At 71.1% G+C, this 15,017-nt stretch carries 9 protein-coding genes; 4 read left to right on the forward strand and 5 right to left on the reverse strand.

Annotated features, from left to right (window positions below):
- Positions 1-37 precede the first annotated feature (37 nt).
- Positions 38-2,701, forward strand: a complete 2,664-nt coding sequence (gene adhE, locus ACYU7L_RS10895; RefSeq protein ID WP_460796167.1) for a bifunctional acetaldehyde-CoA/alcohol dehydrogenase — start codon at positions 38-40, stop codon at positions 2,699-2,701.
- Here the strand turns inward: adhE and ACYU7L_RS10900 are convergent.
- Together ACYU7L_RS10900 and ACYU7L_RS10905 are read right to left on the reverse strand one after the other, a co-directional pair.
- Positions 2,628-5,633, reverse strand: coding sequence for a hybrid sensor histidine kinase/response regulator (locus tag ACYU7L_RS10900; RefSeq protein ID WP_460796169.1), 3,006 nt, complete (start codon positions 5,631-5,633; stop codon positions 2,628-2,630). The genes adhE and ACYU7L_RS10900 overlap by 74 nt on opposite strands.
- A gap of 95 nt (positions 5,634-5,728) precedes the next feature.
- Positions 5,729-8,719 (reverse strand): hybrid sensor histidine kinase/response regulator, encoded by a 2,991-nt coding sequence (locus ACYU7L_RS10905; protein WP_460796171.1) that lies wholly within the window; start codon positions 8,717-8,719, stop codon positions 5,729-5,731.
- Positions 8,720-8,909: 190 nt separating this feature from the next.
- Here ACYU7L_RS10905 and ACYU7L_RS10910 point away from each other — a divergent pair, with 190 nt between their 5' ends.
- Positions 8,910-10,088, forward strand: a complete 1,179-nt coding sequence (locus ACYU7L_RS10910; RefSeq protein ID WP_460796174.1) for an endonuclease/exonuclease/phosphatase family protein — start codon at positions 8,910-8,912, stop codon at positions 10,086-10,088.
- 4 nt (positions 10,089-10,092) lie between these two features.
- Here the strand turns inward: ACYU7L_RS10910 and ACYU7L_RS10915 are convergent, their stop codons facing one another.
- On the reverse strand, positions 10,093-10,236 hold the full coding sequence (locus ACYU7L_RS10915) for a hypothetical protein (RefSeq protein WP_460796178.1): 144 nt from the start codon (positions 10,234-10,236) through the stop codon (positions 10,093-10,095).
- Between the two features lie 55 nt (positions 10,237-10,291).
- Entirely contained in the window at positions 10,292-10,909 is a 618-nt protein-coding gene (locus ACYU7L_RS10920) for a TetR/AcrR family transcriptional regulator (RefSeq protein WP_460796180.1), read from the reverse strand.
- 107 nt (positions 10,910-11,016) lie between these two features.
- Between ACYU7L_RS10920 and ACYU7L_RS10925 the strand changes: the two genes are divergently transcribed.
- Together ACYU7L_RS10925 and ACYU7L_RS10930 are read left to right on the forward strand one after the other, a co-directional pair.
- Positions 11,017-12,360, forward strand: a complete 1,344-nt coding sequence (locus tag ACYU7L_RS10925; RefSeq protein ID WP_460796182.1) for a cytochrome P450 — start codon at positions 11,017-11,019, stop codon at positions 12,358-12,360.
- 54 nt (positions 12,361-12,414) lie between these two features.
- Positions 12,415-13,254, forward strand: coding sequence for an SDR family oxidoreductase (locus ACYU7L_RS10930; protein WP_460796186.1), 840 nt, complete (start codon positions 12,415-12,417; stop codon positions 13,252-13,254).
- Positions 13,255-13,258: 4 nt separating this feature from the next.
- Here ACYU7L_RS10930 and ACYU7L_RS10935 read toward each other — a convergent pair whose 3' ends face one another.
- The gene (locus tag ACYU7L_RS10935; RefSeq protein WP_460796191.1) at positions 13,259-14,737 is read right to left on the reverse strand and encodes a GGDEF domain-containing protein; all 1,479 of its coding nucleotides are present in this window, start codon (positions 14,735-14,737) and stop codon (positions 13,259-13,261) included.
- Positions 14,738-15,017 lie beyond the last annotated feature (280 nt).

The following is a 15,017-nucleotide window of genomic DNA, read 5'->3' on the forward strand; positions in this document are numbered from 1 at the left end:
CGACCGTGACGAAGGTGGTGGCAACCAGGGAGAGCCGATGACCATTCTCGATGCCAACCAGACCTCGTCCGCAGCCGCCTCCAGCGCCTCACCGAACGACGGCGCCCCACCAGACGGGGCCGGCGACCGGCTCGCGCAGGTCGACGAGATGGTCGCCGCCGCGGCCGAGGCCGCCGAGCGGTTCCGCGAGCTCGACCAGCAGCAGGTCGACGCGATCGTCGACGCGATGGTGCGCGCCGGCGTCCGGGCCGCCGCCGAGCTGGCCCTCGTGGCCATCGACGAGACCGGGTTCGGCGTCTTCGAGGACAAGGTGGTCAAGAACTACGTCGCCACCGAGTTCCTCGCCGACCACCTGCGGGGCAAGATCTCCGTCGGCGTGATCGAGGAGGACGTCGAGCGCAACATCACTCGCGTGGCGGAGCCCATCGGCGTGGTGCTCGCGATCACGCCGGTCACCAACCCCACCTCGACCGTCCTCTACAAGGCCATCGTCGCGGCCAAGACCCGCAACGCGATCCTCTTCCGCCCCTCGCCGTACGCCGTGGAGTCGTGCCGGCGCTCGGTGGAGATCCTGCGCGAGGCGGCGGAGGCAGCCGGCCTGCCGCCGGGCGCGCTCCAGGTGATCCCGGACGCCGCGCACGAGGTGACCCACTATCTCTTCAAGCACCCGCAGGTCGACTTCATCTGGGTCACGGGCGGACCGCGCATCGTGGCCCTGGCCAACGCCGCCGGCAAGCCCGGCCTGAGCGTCGGCCCCGGCAACGCGCCCACCTACATCCACCGCAGCGCCGACGTGAAGGGCGCCGTGGTCGACATCCTGATCTCCAAGACCTTCGACGCCTCGGTGATCTGCCCCGCTGAGCAGACCTGCATCGTCGACGACGCGATCTATGACGAGATGGTCGCCGAGTTCCAGCGGATGGGCGCCTACCTCCTCGCCCCGGACGAGGCCGCGGCGCTCGCGACGTTCGCGTTCGGCGGCGGCGACAAGGTCGCGATGGAGGCGCTCGGCCAGCAGGCTCCCGCGCTGGCCGCGCTCGCCGGCATCTCGGTGCCACCGGCCACCAAGATCCTGCTGGCCCCGCTCCCGTCGGACCTCGTCGAGCTCGAGGCGCACCCGCTGGTGCAGGAGAAGCTGATGCCGGTGCTCGGCCTGGTCCGGTCCACCAGCGTGGAGCACGGGGTCGCCGTCGCGGTCCTGGTCACCGAGCACGGCGGGCTGGGGCACACCTCGGCTGTCTATGCAGGCGACGACGCCGTCGTCGACGCCTATGCCAAGGCCGTGCGCACCGGCCGGATCCTCGTCAATGCGCCGACCGCGGTCGGCGCTCTCGGCGGGGTCTACAACAGCCTGCCCCCGACGTTCTCGCTCGGGTGCGGCACCTGGGGGGGATCCACCACGACCGAGAACGTGAACTACGAGCAGCTGCTCAACATCAAGACGGTCTCCCGGCGACGGGCGCCGTCCCAGTGGTTCCGGGTGCCGCCCCAGACCTTCTTCAACGCCGGCGCGCTGGAGAACCTGCGCGAGATCGAGTGCGAGTCCGTCGTCGTCGTCACCGACGCCGACAGCGAGCGGCGCGGCGTCGTCAACCAGGTCCGCGCCCAGCTGCGCAGCCCCTACGTCCAGGTGTTCAGCGAGGTCGAGCCCGAGCCGGCGGAGACGACCGTGCGCGCCGGGGTGGCGCTGATGGAGCGCGCCCGTCCCGACCTGCTGATCGCGATCGGCGGAGGCTCGGTGCTCGACGCGGCCAAGGCGATGCGGCTGTTCTACGAGCACCCGGAGGAGAGCCTCGAGCAGCTCACCTTGCCGTTCCTCGACCCGCGCAAGCGGGTGGCCGTCTATCCGACCGCGCCCCACACGGTGCGGCTGGTGGCGATCCCCACCACGTCGGGCACCGGATCCGAGGTGTCACCGGCAGCGGTCCTCACTGTCGGCGACCACAAGGAGACGCTCGTCGACTACGGCCTGGTCCCGGACATCGCGATCGTCGACCCGCTGCTGACGCTGAGCCTGCCCCGCGAGGTGACCATCGACAGCGGGGTGGACGCGCTCACCCACGCCCTCGAGGCGGTGGTCTCGATCTTCGCCTCGCCCTACACCGACGCCTTCTGCGTCCAGGCCGCGCGGCTGATCTTCGACGCGCTGCCGCAGGCGGCCGAGCACCCCGACGACCTGACGGCGCGCACCGACATGGCCAACGCGGCCACGCTCGCCGGGCTCGCCTTCTCCAACGCGTTCGTGGGCACCAACCACGCCCTCGCGCACGCCGTGGGGGCACGCTTCAAGATCGCCCACGGCCGCGCCAACGCGATCTTCCTGCCCCACGTGCTGCGCTACAACGCGTCGCTGCCGACCAAGTTCATGCCGGCGCCGGGCTACTCGTCGTACGTCGCACCGGACAAGTACGCCCAGCTCGGCCGGGTCGTGTTCGGCGGGCGGGAGCCGGAGGAGAGCAGGCGCCGCCTCTTCCAGGGCGTCGAGGACCTCCTCGAGCAGCTCGCGATGCCGCGCACGCTGCGGGAGCTGGGCGTCGCGCCCGAGGAGTTCGAGGCCGCGCTGCCGGAGCTGGCGATGACGGCCTTCGCCGACCTGAGCAACCGCACCAACCCGCGGATGCCGCTGGTCAGCGAGCTGACCGACCTGCTGCGACAGGGTTACGGGGGCCAGGGTCGCGGGGGAGCGAGCCAGGGAGGCTGAGCGGGACCCACCGGCGCAGCGCGGCGTCCAGCTCCTCGGGGCTCACCGGCTTGGCCACGAAGTCGTCCATGCCGGCGGCAGTGCAGCGCTCGCGCTCGCCGTCGGTGACGCTCGCGGTCATCGCGATGACCGGGAGGTGGCCAGAGGAGCGAGCGTCGTCGCCCTCCCAGGCCCGCAGCCGCCGGGTGGCCTCATAGCCGTCCATCACCGGCATCTGGCAGTCCATCAGCACCGCCGCGAAGTCGCCCGACTCCAGGGCTGCGAGGGCCGACACCCCGTCCTCGGCGACCTCCGCGGTGAAGCCCAGCCCCTGCAGGAGGCCGACCGCGACCATCTGGTTGATGTCGCTGTCCTCGACTACCAGCAGGTGGCCGCGGTGGACGCGGGCCTCCGCTGAGATCGGCGTCGACACCGGTGCCTGCTCGTCGCCGGGGATCGCGTCGAGCACCCCCAGCACGGCCTTGCGCAGCTCGGCGAGGTGGACCGGCTTCGCGACCCGGGCCCCGACGCCGGCGTCACGCGCCTCCCGGTCGCTGACCTCGGCGCCCGCGGTGAGCAGCACGATGCCGAGCGGGGGGCCGGCCGGGTCGACCGGGTTGGTGCTCAGCAGGCCCGCCAGTGCAAGCCCGTCCATCCCGGGCAGGCCGAGGTCGATCACCGCGAGCTCGTACGGCGTGCCGCGGTCGGCCGCCTGCTCGATGCTGCGCACGGCCGTCCGGGCGGAGTCCACGACGTCCACCCGCATCCCCCAGGCCGCGAGCTGCTCCTCCAGGATCGAGCGGTGGCTGAGATTGTCGTCGACCACCAGCGCCCGCACCCCGCCGAGCGGGCTCGGCACGGGGGCAGGGTCGTCGCCGGTCCGCTCGAGCGGGACGGTGAACCAGAACGTGCTGCCCAGCCCGGGCTCGCTCGTCATGCCCACCTCGCCGCCCATGGCGCTCACGAACTGGCGCACGATGGCCAGGCCGAGCCCGGTCCCGCCGTACTGACGGGTGGTCGTGGAGTCGGCCTGGGAGAAGGCGTCGAAGAGGTCGGCCTGGGCCTCCGGCGGGATGCCGATGCCGGTGTCGGCGACCTCGAAGCGCACGACGGCTCGTTCGCTGTCCCGGTCGTCCACTCCGGCCCGGACCACGACCTCGCCGCGCTCGGTGAACTTCACGGCGTTGGCGACGAGGTTGAGCAGGACCTGGCGCAGCCGCGACGGGTCACCGCGCAGCCCGAGGGACGCGAGCTCCGGTGCCGCGTGCGCGACCAGCTCGAGGCCCTTGGCCCGGGCGCCCTCGGCGACCGTGTCGGCGGCGTCCTCGACGATCTGCAGCACGTCGACGTCGATGGTCTCGAGCTCGAGCCGGCCGGCCTCGACCTTCGAGAAGTCCAGGATGTCGTTGATGATCGTGAGCAGGCCCTCGCCGGCCGTGCGCACGCCCTCGGCGTAGGTCCGCTGCCGCTCGTCCTGCTCGGTGGTGAGCAGCAGCCGGGTGAGGCCGATGACCCCGTTCATCGGGGTGCGGATCTCGTGGCTCATGGTGGCCAGGAACGCCGACTTGGCGCGTGATGCCTCGAGGGCGGCGTCACGGGCCTGGGCGAGCTGGTACTCGATCTCCTTGCGGTCGGTGATGTCGGACAGTGACACGACGATGCCGCGCACGTCGGGGTCGCCGATCAGGTTGACGATGCGGGCGCTGAGCCAGGAGGGACCGGGGCTCGTTGGGTCGGTCTGGACCTCGACGGTGTGCGGGACGCCCGGGGCCCGCAGCGCGGCGTCGAAGGCACGGGCGAGCTCGCTGGTGTCGTCGAGACGGAGCCGCTCCAGCCAGGCCTCGCGCGAGCGGGGAGGCTCGGAGCCGAGGAGGGACCGGTAGCGCTCGCTGCCGGAGAGCAGCCCGGCATTGCCGTCGACGACGATGACGGCGTCCGAGCTGTTGGCCGCGAGCCGGGCGTGGAAGCGCCGGCTCTGCACGACCTCGGCCCGGCTGGCCTGCTGGGCCGAGAGCATCCGGGCAGTGCGCCAGAACGCCAGCCCGATGAGCACGACCATGCCCGTGAAGAGGGTGTAGGAGTGATAGCCCGCATCGCGGGCGTTGTTGACGATGGAGAGGACCGGCGGCACCAGCAGCGGGAGGATCGCGATCGAGATGCGGCCCAGGTGCCGGCCCGGGAAGTCCGACTCGGCGTCCTCGACCCTCGTCCCGGAGGGCGTGTGCCAGGTGCCCCGCGCCATCAGCACGGTGCCCAGCAGCCAGCACGGGCCGAGCACGCCGAGCACGAGGTCGTTGCGGCTGTAGACGTTCATCACCACGTCGGCGGTCACCCAGCAGCCGATGCCCACGGCGAAGCTCCGGCCGACCAGCTCTCGACTGCGCCGGATGCTCAGCGCGCGCAGCACCAGTGCCATCACCACGGCGTCGGCGATCGGGTAGGCGCCCCACACCAGCCGCGCCGGCAGGGAGAGGTCGAGGTCGCGCCCGAGCTGGGCGGAGAGGTTCCACAGCACCAGCACGAGGACGGTGACGACGGTCAGCGCGTCGATCACGGTGTCCGGGTCGACCCGGCGCCGTCCCGAGCGCGGGAACATCGCCACGATCAGGGCGCCGCCGAGCAGGGGGTAGGTGGCGAAGTGGGGGATGTCGGACCACCTGATGTCCTGCGGCCCGCCGAGCCAGTCCTCGGCCAGGTAGAGCACGTCCCCCAAGGAGGAGACGCTGATCCCGGTGGCGACCAGCAACCCGAACAGACGCATCGACTCAGGCGCTCGACGCGCGCCCATCCAGGCGTAGGTGCAGGCCAGCGCCAGCCCCGCGACGTACGCCGCGTCGCGCGGTGCGTTCGTGGGCGCGGTGAACACCACGACCGCTGTGACCGCGAGCAGGGAGAGCCCCACCAGCCAGATCAGACAGCGCCGTGTGCATCGGCCGACCCCCTCGGCGCTCATCACGGTCCAACCCCTCTGCAACCCGATATCTGGTGGTTGCACGTTCATCCTCCCCGTGCCGACAGGGACTGTCAGAACTCAGTCACGTCCCGCTGTCAGTGCGTGGAGGAGGGGACCCACCGGCTGAGCACGGTGTCGAGCTCCTCGGGGCTGACGGGCTTGGAGACGAAGTCGTCCATGCCGGCGGCCATGCAGCGCTCGCGCTCGCCCTCGGTGACGCTGGCGGTCATCGCGATGACGGGGATCCGGGTGAGCCCCTGCTCGATCTCGCGCAGGCGGGTGGTGGCCTCGTAGCCGTCCATCTCGGGCATCTGGCAGTCCATCAGCACGGCGACGAAGTGCTGGCCCTGCCGCTCCTGCCGCTCGAGAGCCTCGAGGCCGAGTCGACCGTTGTCGGCGACCTCGGCGGTGTAGCCGAGCCGCTTGAGGATGCCGAGCGCGACCATCTGGTTGATGTCGCTGTCCTCCACGACGAGCACGTGACCGCGGTGGTCTCGCGCCGCAGTGGCCGGGGCGGGCTCGGGGCGGCGCACGTCGCTGGACAGCGCGTCCTGCAGGGCCCTGTTGAGGTGGGAGAGGTGCACGGGCTTGGTCAGCCGGGCGCCGATGCCCGCCTCGCGCGCGTCCTGGGCGGAGATGTCAGGGCCGGAGGTGAGCAGGACGAGCCCCGGCTTGGGGGTCTCGGGTGCGGCGCTCAGCCGGTGCGCCAGCTCGAGGCCGTCAATCTCGGGCATGCACAGGTCCAGGACGGCCAGGGTGTACGGCGTGCCCGCGCGTGCCTGCTCCCGGACCCGGGCCAGGGCCTCCTGGGCGCTGGGAACGACGTCGACCTCCATGCCCCACGCCGAGAGCTGCTCGTCGAGGATGAGCCGGTTGGTGTCGTTGTCGTCCACGACCAGCACCCGCTGGTCCTCGAGTCCCGCCGGGCAGGGCGGCGCCGCTGCGGCGGGATCCTGGGCGAGCTCGAGCGGCACGGTGAACGAGAACGCGCTCCCGGCGCCGGGCTCGCTCGTCACGTCGAGCCGGCCGTTCATCGCAGTGACGAGCTGGCGCACGATCGCGAGGCCGAGCCCCGTCCCGCCGTACTTGCGGGTGGTGGAGGAGTCGGCCTGGGAGAAGGCGTCGAAGAGCCCGACCCGGAACTCCTCGGGGATGCCGATGCCGGTGTCGCTGACCTCGAAGCGCACCACGACGTGGTCGAGTCCCTCCTCGGCCCTGCGGTCCTGCAGGTCGGCGCGGATCACGACCTCGCCGTGCTCGGTGAACTTCACGGCGTTGGAGGCGAGGTTGAGCAGGACCTGGCGCAGCCGCGCGGGGTCGCCGCGCAGCCCCACCGGCAGGTCGGGGGAGCAGTAGGACAGCAGCTCCAGGCCCTTCTCGCGGGCCGGCCCGGCGACGGTGTCCGCGGCCTCCTCGAGGACGTGGAGGAGGTTGAAGTCGATGGTCTCGAGCTCGAGCTTGCCGGCCTCGACCTTCGAGAAGTCGAGGATGTCGTTGATGATCGTCAGCAGGCCCTCGCCGGCCGTCCGGACGCCCTCGGCGAAGTTGCGCTGGGTCTGGTCGAGCTCGGTGGTGAGCAGGAGACCGGTGAGTCCGATGACACCGTTCATGGGTGTGCGGATCTCGTGGCTCATCGTGGCCAGGAAGGCCGACTTGGCCCGCGAGGCGTCCAGCGCCGCGTCGCGGGCGTCGGCGAGCTCCTGCTCGAAGACCTTGCGCTCGGTGACGTCGGAGAGCGCGACGATGACCCCGGCGACGTCGGGGTCGTCGAGCAGGTTCACCAGGCGGGCGCTGAGCCAGACGAGGCCCTTGTCGGGGTGCTCGATGCGGAACTCGGAGACGAAGGGCGTGCCCGGGGTGGCGATGACCTCATCGAAGAGCGGGATCATCCGCGCCTGGTCCGCGGTCAGCACCCGATCCCGGGTGCTTCGTCCGTCCACGCCGTCGGGCCCGAGCAGACGGGCGATCTGGTCCGCCCCGCTGACCACCTCCCCCTCGGCATCGACGACGGCGACGGCGTCGGAGCTGTTGGCGGCCAGCAGGGCGGCGTGCCGGTGACTGCGACGCGCCTCGCGCCGTGCGCTGCGGTCCGACTCGATCAGTCGGGCGGTGCGCAGGAACGCCAGGCACAGCAGCAGCGCCATCGCCACGGGATAGGCGCCGTTGTCGGGCGGGTTGTCGTGGGTCACCGACCACACGTTGAGCGCGGGGGGCACCGCCAGCGGAGCGATGGCGATCGCGACCCGGCCCAGCTTGTGGGTCGAGTGCATCTCGTCGATCAGGTCGTCGCTGTCCATGCTGGGCACGGCGCGGGGGCGCTGCCAGACGGCGGCCGCGAGGAGGAGGGAGCCGAGCATCCAGCCGGTGTCGTTGAGCCCCGTCAGGGCGTCGCCCTCCGGGAGGAACAGGTAGGCCAAGTCGGCCGCCAGCCACATCACGATGCCCGCGGCCAGGGCGGGCCCCACCCACGGGCGTGAGCGCCGGCTCACCAGGGCACGCAGGACGACCGCCAGGAGGGCGCCGTCGACTACCGGATAGGCAGCCCAGACCCCGCGCGTCAACGGGGAGACCGAGGGGTCGGTGACGATCGACTCGATCGACGTGGACCACAGCAGCAGCACGGCGACGATGATCACGGTCGCGGCGTCGATGGCGGCGTCGAGGTTCATCCGCTGGCCCGGGTAGGTGCGCACGAGGAGCAGGAAGACCGCCACGCCCAGGAAGACATAGCTGCTGAGGTAGGCGATGTCGGCCGCCGACACGTCCGGCGAGGGCCCGACGAGGTCGTAGGCGCCCCAGATCAGGTCGCCCACGGCAGACAGTGCGACGCCGGTGGCGATCAGCATCGCCACGGTGTGGGAGTGGCGCGGCACCCGCCGTACTCCCCAGATCGCGAGGACGGCCGCGGCGGTAATGGTGCCGTAGTAGGTGACGTTGCCGGCCACGCTGAACGGCGTGACGAGGTGGATGAGACAGGCGGCGAGACCGGCGATCACGATCGCCCACCGGACCCGTGGGCCGGGCACGCGTGAGGGGTCGCCCGAGGTCAGGCTCTCACCCGACGGTCCCCGACCCTGTTCGCGCATGCCCACCCTCTTCGCGGCTCACCAGGACCCCCCGGGTGAGACGACGCGTCGTACTCGTGCCAGTCATTGTGTTGTCGGTGCGCGCAGTCTGTCAGGGTTCTGACCAATGTCCTCAGTCGATGGCCGGTCGGGGCGCAACCCCCCAGATGGGGCATGGACGGTGCACGCCCGACGCGCGAGGGTGTGACGCATGACACCTCAGCTTGGCGCGCGCGCCGCCGTCGCACTCCTGGGGGGAGCCCTGGCTCTCACCGGCCTCTCTCCAGTGACGGCCGCGGCCGTGACCACAACCACGGCCCCGGTGGCCGAGTCGCGTCCTGCTCAGCCGGCCCGGCCCATGCTGAAGGTGATGAGCCAGAACCTCTACCTGGGCTCCAGCCTGAATCCCGCGTTGGCGGCCACCACGCAAGCGGAGTTCGTGGGCGCGGTGGCCACGATCTATGGCACCGCCGTCGCGACCGACTTCCCGACCCGGGCGGGCGTCATCGCGGACACCGTCGCGGCACGCAAGCCCGACCTGATCGGGCTGCAGGAGGTGACCCGCTGGCTCGCCCAGCCGCTCACCGCGGAGGCGACTCCACCCAGCTATGACTTCCTCAAGATCCTGCGCCAGGAGCTGCGCGAGCGCGGGATGAGCTATCGAGTGGCCTCGGTGTCGGAGAACGCCGACATCGGTCCGGCGCCGCTGGTCGCGCCGGCGTTCGGCTGTCGTGCTCCCCAGTCTGCGGAGTGGGCCCCCGACTGCCTGGTCAAGCTCCAGGATCGGGACGTGATCCTGGAGCGGGTCGCGACCCCCCGGTTGAAGATCACCCGTGCCGTAAGTGGCCGCTACCAGGCGCAGGAGGTGCTGGCGCCTCCCGGTGGCGCGCCGGTGTCGTTCGCTCGCGGTTGGACCTACGTGGACGGCAAGCACCACGGAGTGCCGTTCCGCTTCGTCAACACCCACCTCGAGGTGGAGGGCTTCGCGGCGACGCAGGAGGCCCAGGCGCGGGAGTTCCTGGCCGGCCCTGCGCGCACGCGGGGGATCGTCATCGCCGTCGGCGACTTCAACTCCGCCGCCGACCCGGCCACGACCGACCAGCCGACCGCGACGTACGGCGCGCTGACGTCGCGGTGGTTCCAGGACGCCTGGAGCGTCAACCCGGGCCGGCCGGGCCTGACGTGCTGTCAGAGCAGCGCGCTCACCAACCTCGACTCACGCCTGCGCACCCGGATCGACCTGGTGCTCACGCACGGGCGGGTCAAGGTCAAGTCGGCCCGAACCGTGGGGACGCGCCCGTTCACCACGGAGGGGTCCGGTCCCTACTGGGCCAGTGACCACGCGGGCGTGGTGGCGCGGCTCCGGCTGAACCCGGAGGCCCGGGGCTAGAGCGTCAGCGGGGGCGCGACCCGCCGCTCTTGCGGTCCTTGAGCTTCTCGACGGCCGCCTTGATGCGGGCCTGGTTCTCGGGCTTGCGGGCCTCGTCGAAGGCCTTCTTGGCGATCCCGAGCGCGGCGACGTTCCTCATCAGCTTCATGGCGTGACGGTACCCACCGAATGGTTGGAGCAAGCCTCTCTCGCCGAAGGCCGGGTCAGCGACGGGCGGTGGCGGTGAAGGCGTGCGTCGCCGCGTCCACGATGTCGGCGGGGGAGGCCTCGAGGCGTCCCTCGAGCCAGGTCGTGACCAGCTCGGCGACTCCGCCGATGAACATCAGTCCGGCCATCTCGCCCTCCTGGTCGGCCCAGGCGCTGGGGCCGTAGAGCTCGTGCGCCTCGAGGGCGGCGAGCTGGGCGAACTGGCGCAGCAGCTCGTTGCGGCGTGGCCGCAGTGAGGGCAGAGCGGCGGAGGCGACCATCGCGACGTACCCCTTGCGGGGGTCGGTGGTGAGGATCTCGACGAAGGCGCTGATCGCGGCACGGATCCGCTCGGTGGGACCGCCCTCGGCGGACTCCAGGACGGCCACGCTGCGCTCGGCGATCTCGTCCGCGATGCCCTCCATCACCGCGGTCAGGGCGGCGTCGAGATTGGTGAAGTGCTCGTAGAAGTAGCGCTCGGTCAGCCCTGCCTCGGCGCACACCCGGGTCATCGTGACCGCGGGACCCTCGCGGCTGCCCCAGACCTCGAGGGCGGCCTCGAGCAGGCGCCGGCGCCGGTCGGCGGAGCGGTCGGCAGCGCTGACTCCGCGGTACTGCCCCTCTTTGACGGCCATGGAAGAGATGTTGACAGACGGTCCTGTCTGAATCAAAGTGGGGCGCAGATGTCGTCTGCATCACACGTCCGTGCCCCTCGGGAGGCCCCCATGAACGCCACCGCCCCATGACCGCGACCGCCCCCCTGCCCACCCGGCCCCGTGAGCTCGGACGCCCGCGCTTCGGCTGGCCGGTCGTGGGCGAGCTGCCGACCTACACCCGCGACCCGATGGAGATGTTCCGCCGACACTGGGAGGCGGAGGGGCCGGTGTCGGCGATGCGTGCGGTGGGCGAGCCCTGGGTGCTGCTGCTCGGGCCGGACGCCTGCGAGACGGCGCTGCGCAACGCCGACAAGGCGTTCGCCAACGGGCCGGCGTGGACCTATCTCGTGGGGCCGTTCTTCAAGCGCGGGCTGATGCTGCTCGACTTCGAGGAGCACCACCTGCACCGACGGATCATGCAGCAGGCCTTCACCCGCGACCGGCTGACGGGCTACGCCGCCGGGATGCACCCCGTCATCGTCGACGGTCTCGGCCGCTGGGAGGCGGGTGACGGCTTCCAGGCCTACCCGGCGCTCAAGCAGCTCACGCTCGACGTCGCCGCCGAGACGTTCATGGGCGGCGCCGAGCACACCACGCCGGCGGAGATGGAGCGCGTCAACGAGGCTTTCATCGCCTGCGTCCAGTCCGCCACGGCACTGATCCGCAAGGACGTCCCGTTCACCCGCTGGCACCGCGGGATCAAGGGGCGCCGACTCCTGGAGGAGTTCCTGCGCAGCTATCTGCCCGCTCGCCGCGCGACCCGCACCGACGACCTGTTCTCGGCGCTGTGTCACATCGAGACCGACGACGGCGAGCGGTTCAGCGACGACGACGTCGTCAACCACATGATCTTCTTGATGATGGCGGCGCACGACACCTCCACGATCACGCTGTCCACGATGCTCCAGCAGCTGGGCCAGCACCCCGAGTGGCAGCAGCGCTGTCGCGAGGAGTCCGAGGCGCTCGGTCCGGCGCCGAGCCTCGACGAGCTCGACCAGCTGACCTCGCTCGACCTGGTGATGAAGGAGTGCCTGCGCCTGGTGGCGCCGGTGCCTGTCGTCGTACGACGCACGGTCAAGGACACCGAGGTGCTCGGCGTGCGGATCCCGGCCGGGCGCTTCGTTTCCCTGGCGCCGCAGTTCAGCCACCTGATGGAGGAGCTCTGGACATCCCCCGAGACCTTCGACCCCGAGCGCTTCGCCGAGCCCCGCCGCGAGGACAAGTCCCACCGCTATGCGTGGGAGCCGTTCGGTGGCGGCGTGCACAAGTGCCTGGGACTGCACTTCGCCGGCGCCGAGATCAAGGCCGTGATGCACCACCTGCTGCGTGACTTCACCTGGTCGGTCGACCCCCGCTATCGCGCTCCGATGAACAACCACTCGCTGCCGTTCCCCCAGGACGGCCAGCCGATCGACCTCGCCCGCCGCTGAACCCCCGCCGCTGAACCCGGCGCTCACCCTCCCCCCAGAAGAGAGCAGGAACCCATGTCCAAGACCCCACTGCGCAGCCTGCGCGGCTCCCGCGTCGTCATCACCGGAGCCGGCCGCGGCATCGGTCTCGCCACCGCCCACCAGTTCGCGGCGCAGGGCGCCCACGTCGTGATCGGTGACCTCGACGACGACGTCGCGGCCAAGGCTGCCCTGCAGGTCGGGGGAGGGGCGGTGGGTCACACCGTCGACGTCGCCGACCGCGGCTCCTACGCCGCCTTCATCGAGTACGCCGCGGCGCAGGGGCCGATCGACATCCTGGTCAACAACGCCGGCATCATGCCGCTCTCGCCGCTGGTGGAGGAGACCGACGACTCCACCGACCGGATCATCGACATCAACCTGCGTGCCGTCATCACCGGCACCAAGCTGGTCGCGCCGGGGATGATCGAGCGCGGGCACGGCCACGTCATCAACGTCGCCTCGGCCGTGGGCCGGGTCGGGATCGCCAACGGCGCGACGTACAGCGCCAGCAAGTATGCCGTCGTCGGCTTCACCGAGGCGATGGCCTCCGAGCTCGCCCCGAGCGGGGTCGACGTGTCGTGCATCCTGCCCACCGTCGTCGCGACCGAGCTCGCGGCCGGGGTGTCGGCGACGCGAGGCATGAAGCCGGTGAAGCCTGAGGAGGTCGCCGCAGCGATCATCGGCGTCGCCCAGCGTCCCCGCTTCGAGACCTGGGTGCCGAAGTACGCCAAGGGCATCTACTACTCGTCCAACATCCTGCCGCGGCGGCTGCGCGACTCGATCAGCCACGCGATGGGGGCCGACAAGACGCTCACCGACATCGACCGCGGGGCGCGCGCGGAGTACGAGCGTCGGGCGGCCCAGTCGCACTGATCTGCTACTGCCGGTTGCGGCCGTAGACCTCGGTCCGGTCGCGCCCGGCACGCTTGGCGACGTAGAGCGCCTCGTCGGCGTCGTCGACGACCGTGCTCGGATCGGTGCTGGCGTTCCAGCGGGCCACCCCGGCTGAGAACGTCTGCCCGTCCGGCACGGCGGCGCGCAGCCGCTCGACCAGCGTGACGAACTCGTCGAGGTCCATGTCCTCGACCAGGACCGTGAACTCCTCGCCGCCGTAGCGGGCGAGCGTGCCCACCTCGCCCACCAGCTGGCTCATCGCACGGGAGACATCGCGCAGGAGCTGGTCGCCGGTGGGGTGGCCGTGGGTGTCGTTGTAGGTCTTGAAGTGGTCGAGGTCGAGGATCGCGACGCACACCGACGTGCCGAGCTCGCGGCCCCTCTCGCAGGCGCGGGCCAGCTCGTAGTCCCAGCTGCGGCGGTTGGGGATGCCGGTCAGGGCGTCGCGACGGGCCACCGTGGCGAGCTGACGCGACTGGGCCTGCACCTGGGTGATCAGGCCTCGCATCCGGGTCAGGACGAGTGCGGACATCGCCAGGGAGCCGATCCCGATCAGCAACCAGGGGACGTCGTTGCCCAGCGCTCCGGTGAGCAGCAGGACGAGCGCGGGCAGGGTGGAGGCGAGGCTCAGCACCACGAGGCTGCGCCGCTGGCTGCGGTGCTCCTCCTCGGTCGAGGGTGGGCCGATCGGCGCCGAGTGGCCGGGGCTCAGCATGGCGCAGGCGAGCAGGACATAGCCGGTCAGCCAGCCGGCCTCCAGCGCCATCGGAGAGTCGGCCATCGGGATGTCGGCGCGCAGGCTCTCGGCCACGTCGGCGACGAAGGTCGCTCCGATCGCGGCCATCAGGAACCCGTAGGCCCAGGTGAACCCGTCGGGGGCCGTCCACAGGCGGACGAGCACGAAGAGCAGCAGCAGATCGCCGAGCGGGTACGCCGTGGTGACCAGGTCGGCGGCAAGGGTGGTGTCCCGCTCCGTGGCCAGGGGGACGAGGACGAAGACTCCGAGCGCCACACCCACTCCGACCGCGGCGATGGAGGCGTCGAGCAGCGACTGGAGACCGCGGTCCTCCTGCGAGCGCACCAGCATCAGGCCGCCGCTGGCCATCACGATGTAGCCACTGATGTAGATCGCGTCGGAGAAGCCAGGATGGGAGTAGCTGTCGAAGACCGAGTATTCGATGTTCCAGACGACGTCGCCGAGCACCCAGGTGGAGAAGCCGAGCACCACCACCAGCCAGCCCCGGAAAGGCGCGGGGCGGTTGATCATCAGCCCGAGGAAGGCCACGGCGATCGATGACGTGGCGACGACGCTGTAGATGTTCTCGCGGGCTGCCATCGGGAGCGGAAGGATGATGTAGAGCGCGAGGCCAACGAGCAGACAGCCGATGCTGATCATCGCGAAGCGAGAGCCGCCGGGCCCACTCCGGGCAGGGTGCAGGTGCGAGTGTCGCTCGCTCGCCATTTGCATCCCCCTTGACAGAGCTGTGGCCCGAGACAATCGGCCCAGCATCAACCCTAGGGACGCCGACACCTCGTTCTTGCTAACCGCGGGTTTCAGACGGAAACGGTCTCGCTATCCCTGGTTGGTGTCGGGGTCGCCCGTCTTCGTTGGTCGAGCAGGTTGCGCAGCAACCGACGTCGAGACCCGCCCGACCAGGGCGCGCGCGGCACTCGTTGATCGAGCAGGGCGCGCAGCGCAGACCGGAGGCGGTCCGCCCCGTTCGTTGATCGAGCAGGGCGCG

It is taken from the genome of Nocardioides pacificus, assembly GCF_054775955.1.

Coding starts and splice junctions, on each gene's coding strand:
- adhE (WP_460796167.1), top strand. CDS start 38: ATGACCATTCTCGATGCCAACCAGACCTCGTCCGCAGCCGCCTCCAGC.
- ACYU7L_RS10900 (WP_460796169.1), bottom strand. CDS start 5,633: ATGAGCGCCGAGGGGGTCGGCCGATGCACACGGCGCTGTCTGATCTGG.
- ACYU7L_RS10905 (WP_460796171.1), bottom strand. CDS start 8,719: ATGCGCGAACAGGGTCGGGGACCGTCGGGTGAGAGCCTGACCTCGGGC.
- ACYU7L_RS10910 (WP_460796174.1), top strand. CDS start 8,910: ATGACACCTCAGCTTGGCGCGCGCGCCGCCGTCGCACTCCTGGGGGGA.
- ACYU7L_RS10915 (WP_460796178.1), bottom strand. CDS start 10,236: ATGAAGCTGATGAGGAACGTCGCCGCGCTCGGGATCGCCAAGAAGGCC.
- ACYU7L_RS10920 (WP_460796180.1), bottom strand. CDS start 10,909: ATGGCCGTCAAAGAGGGGCAGTACCGCGGAGTCAGCGCTGCCGACCGC.
- ACYU7L_RS10925 (WP_460796182.1), top strand. CDS start 11,017: ATGACCGCGACCGCCCCCCTGCCCACCCGGCCCCGTGAGCTCGGACGC.
- ACYU7L_RS10930 (WP_460796186.1), top strand. CDS start 12,415: ATGTCCAAGACCCCACTGCGCAGCCTGCGCGGCTCCCGCGTCGTCATC.
- ACYU7L_RS10935 (WP_460796191.1), bottom strand. CDS start 14,737: ATGGCGAGCGAGCGACACTCGCACCTGCACCCTGCCCGGAGTGGGCCC.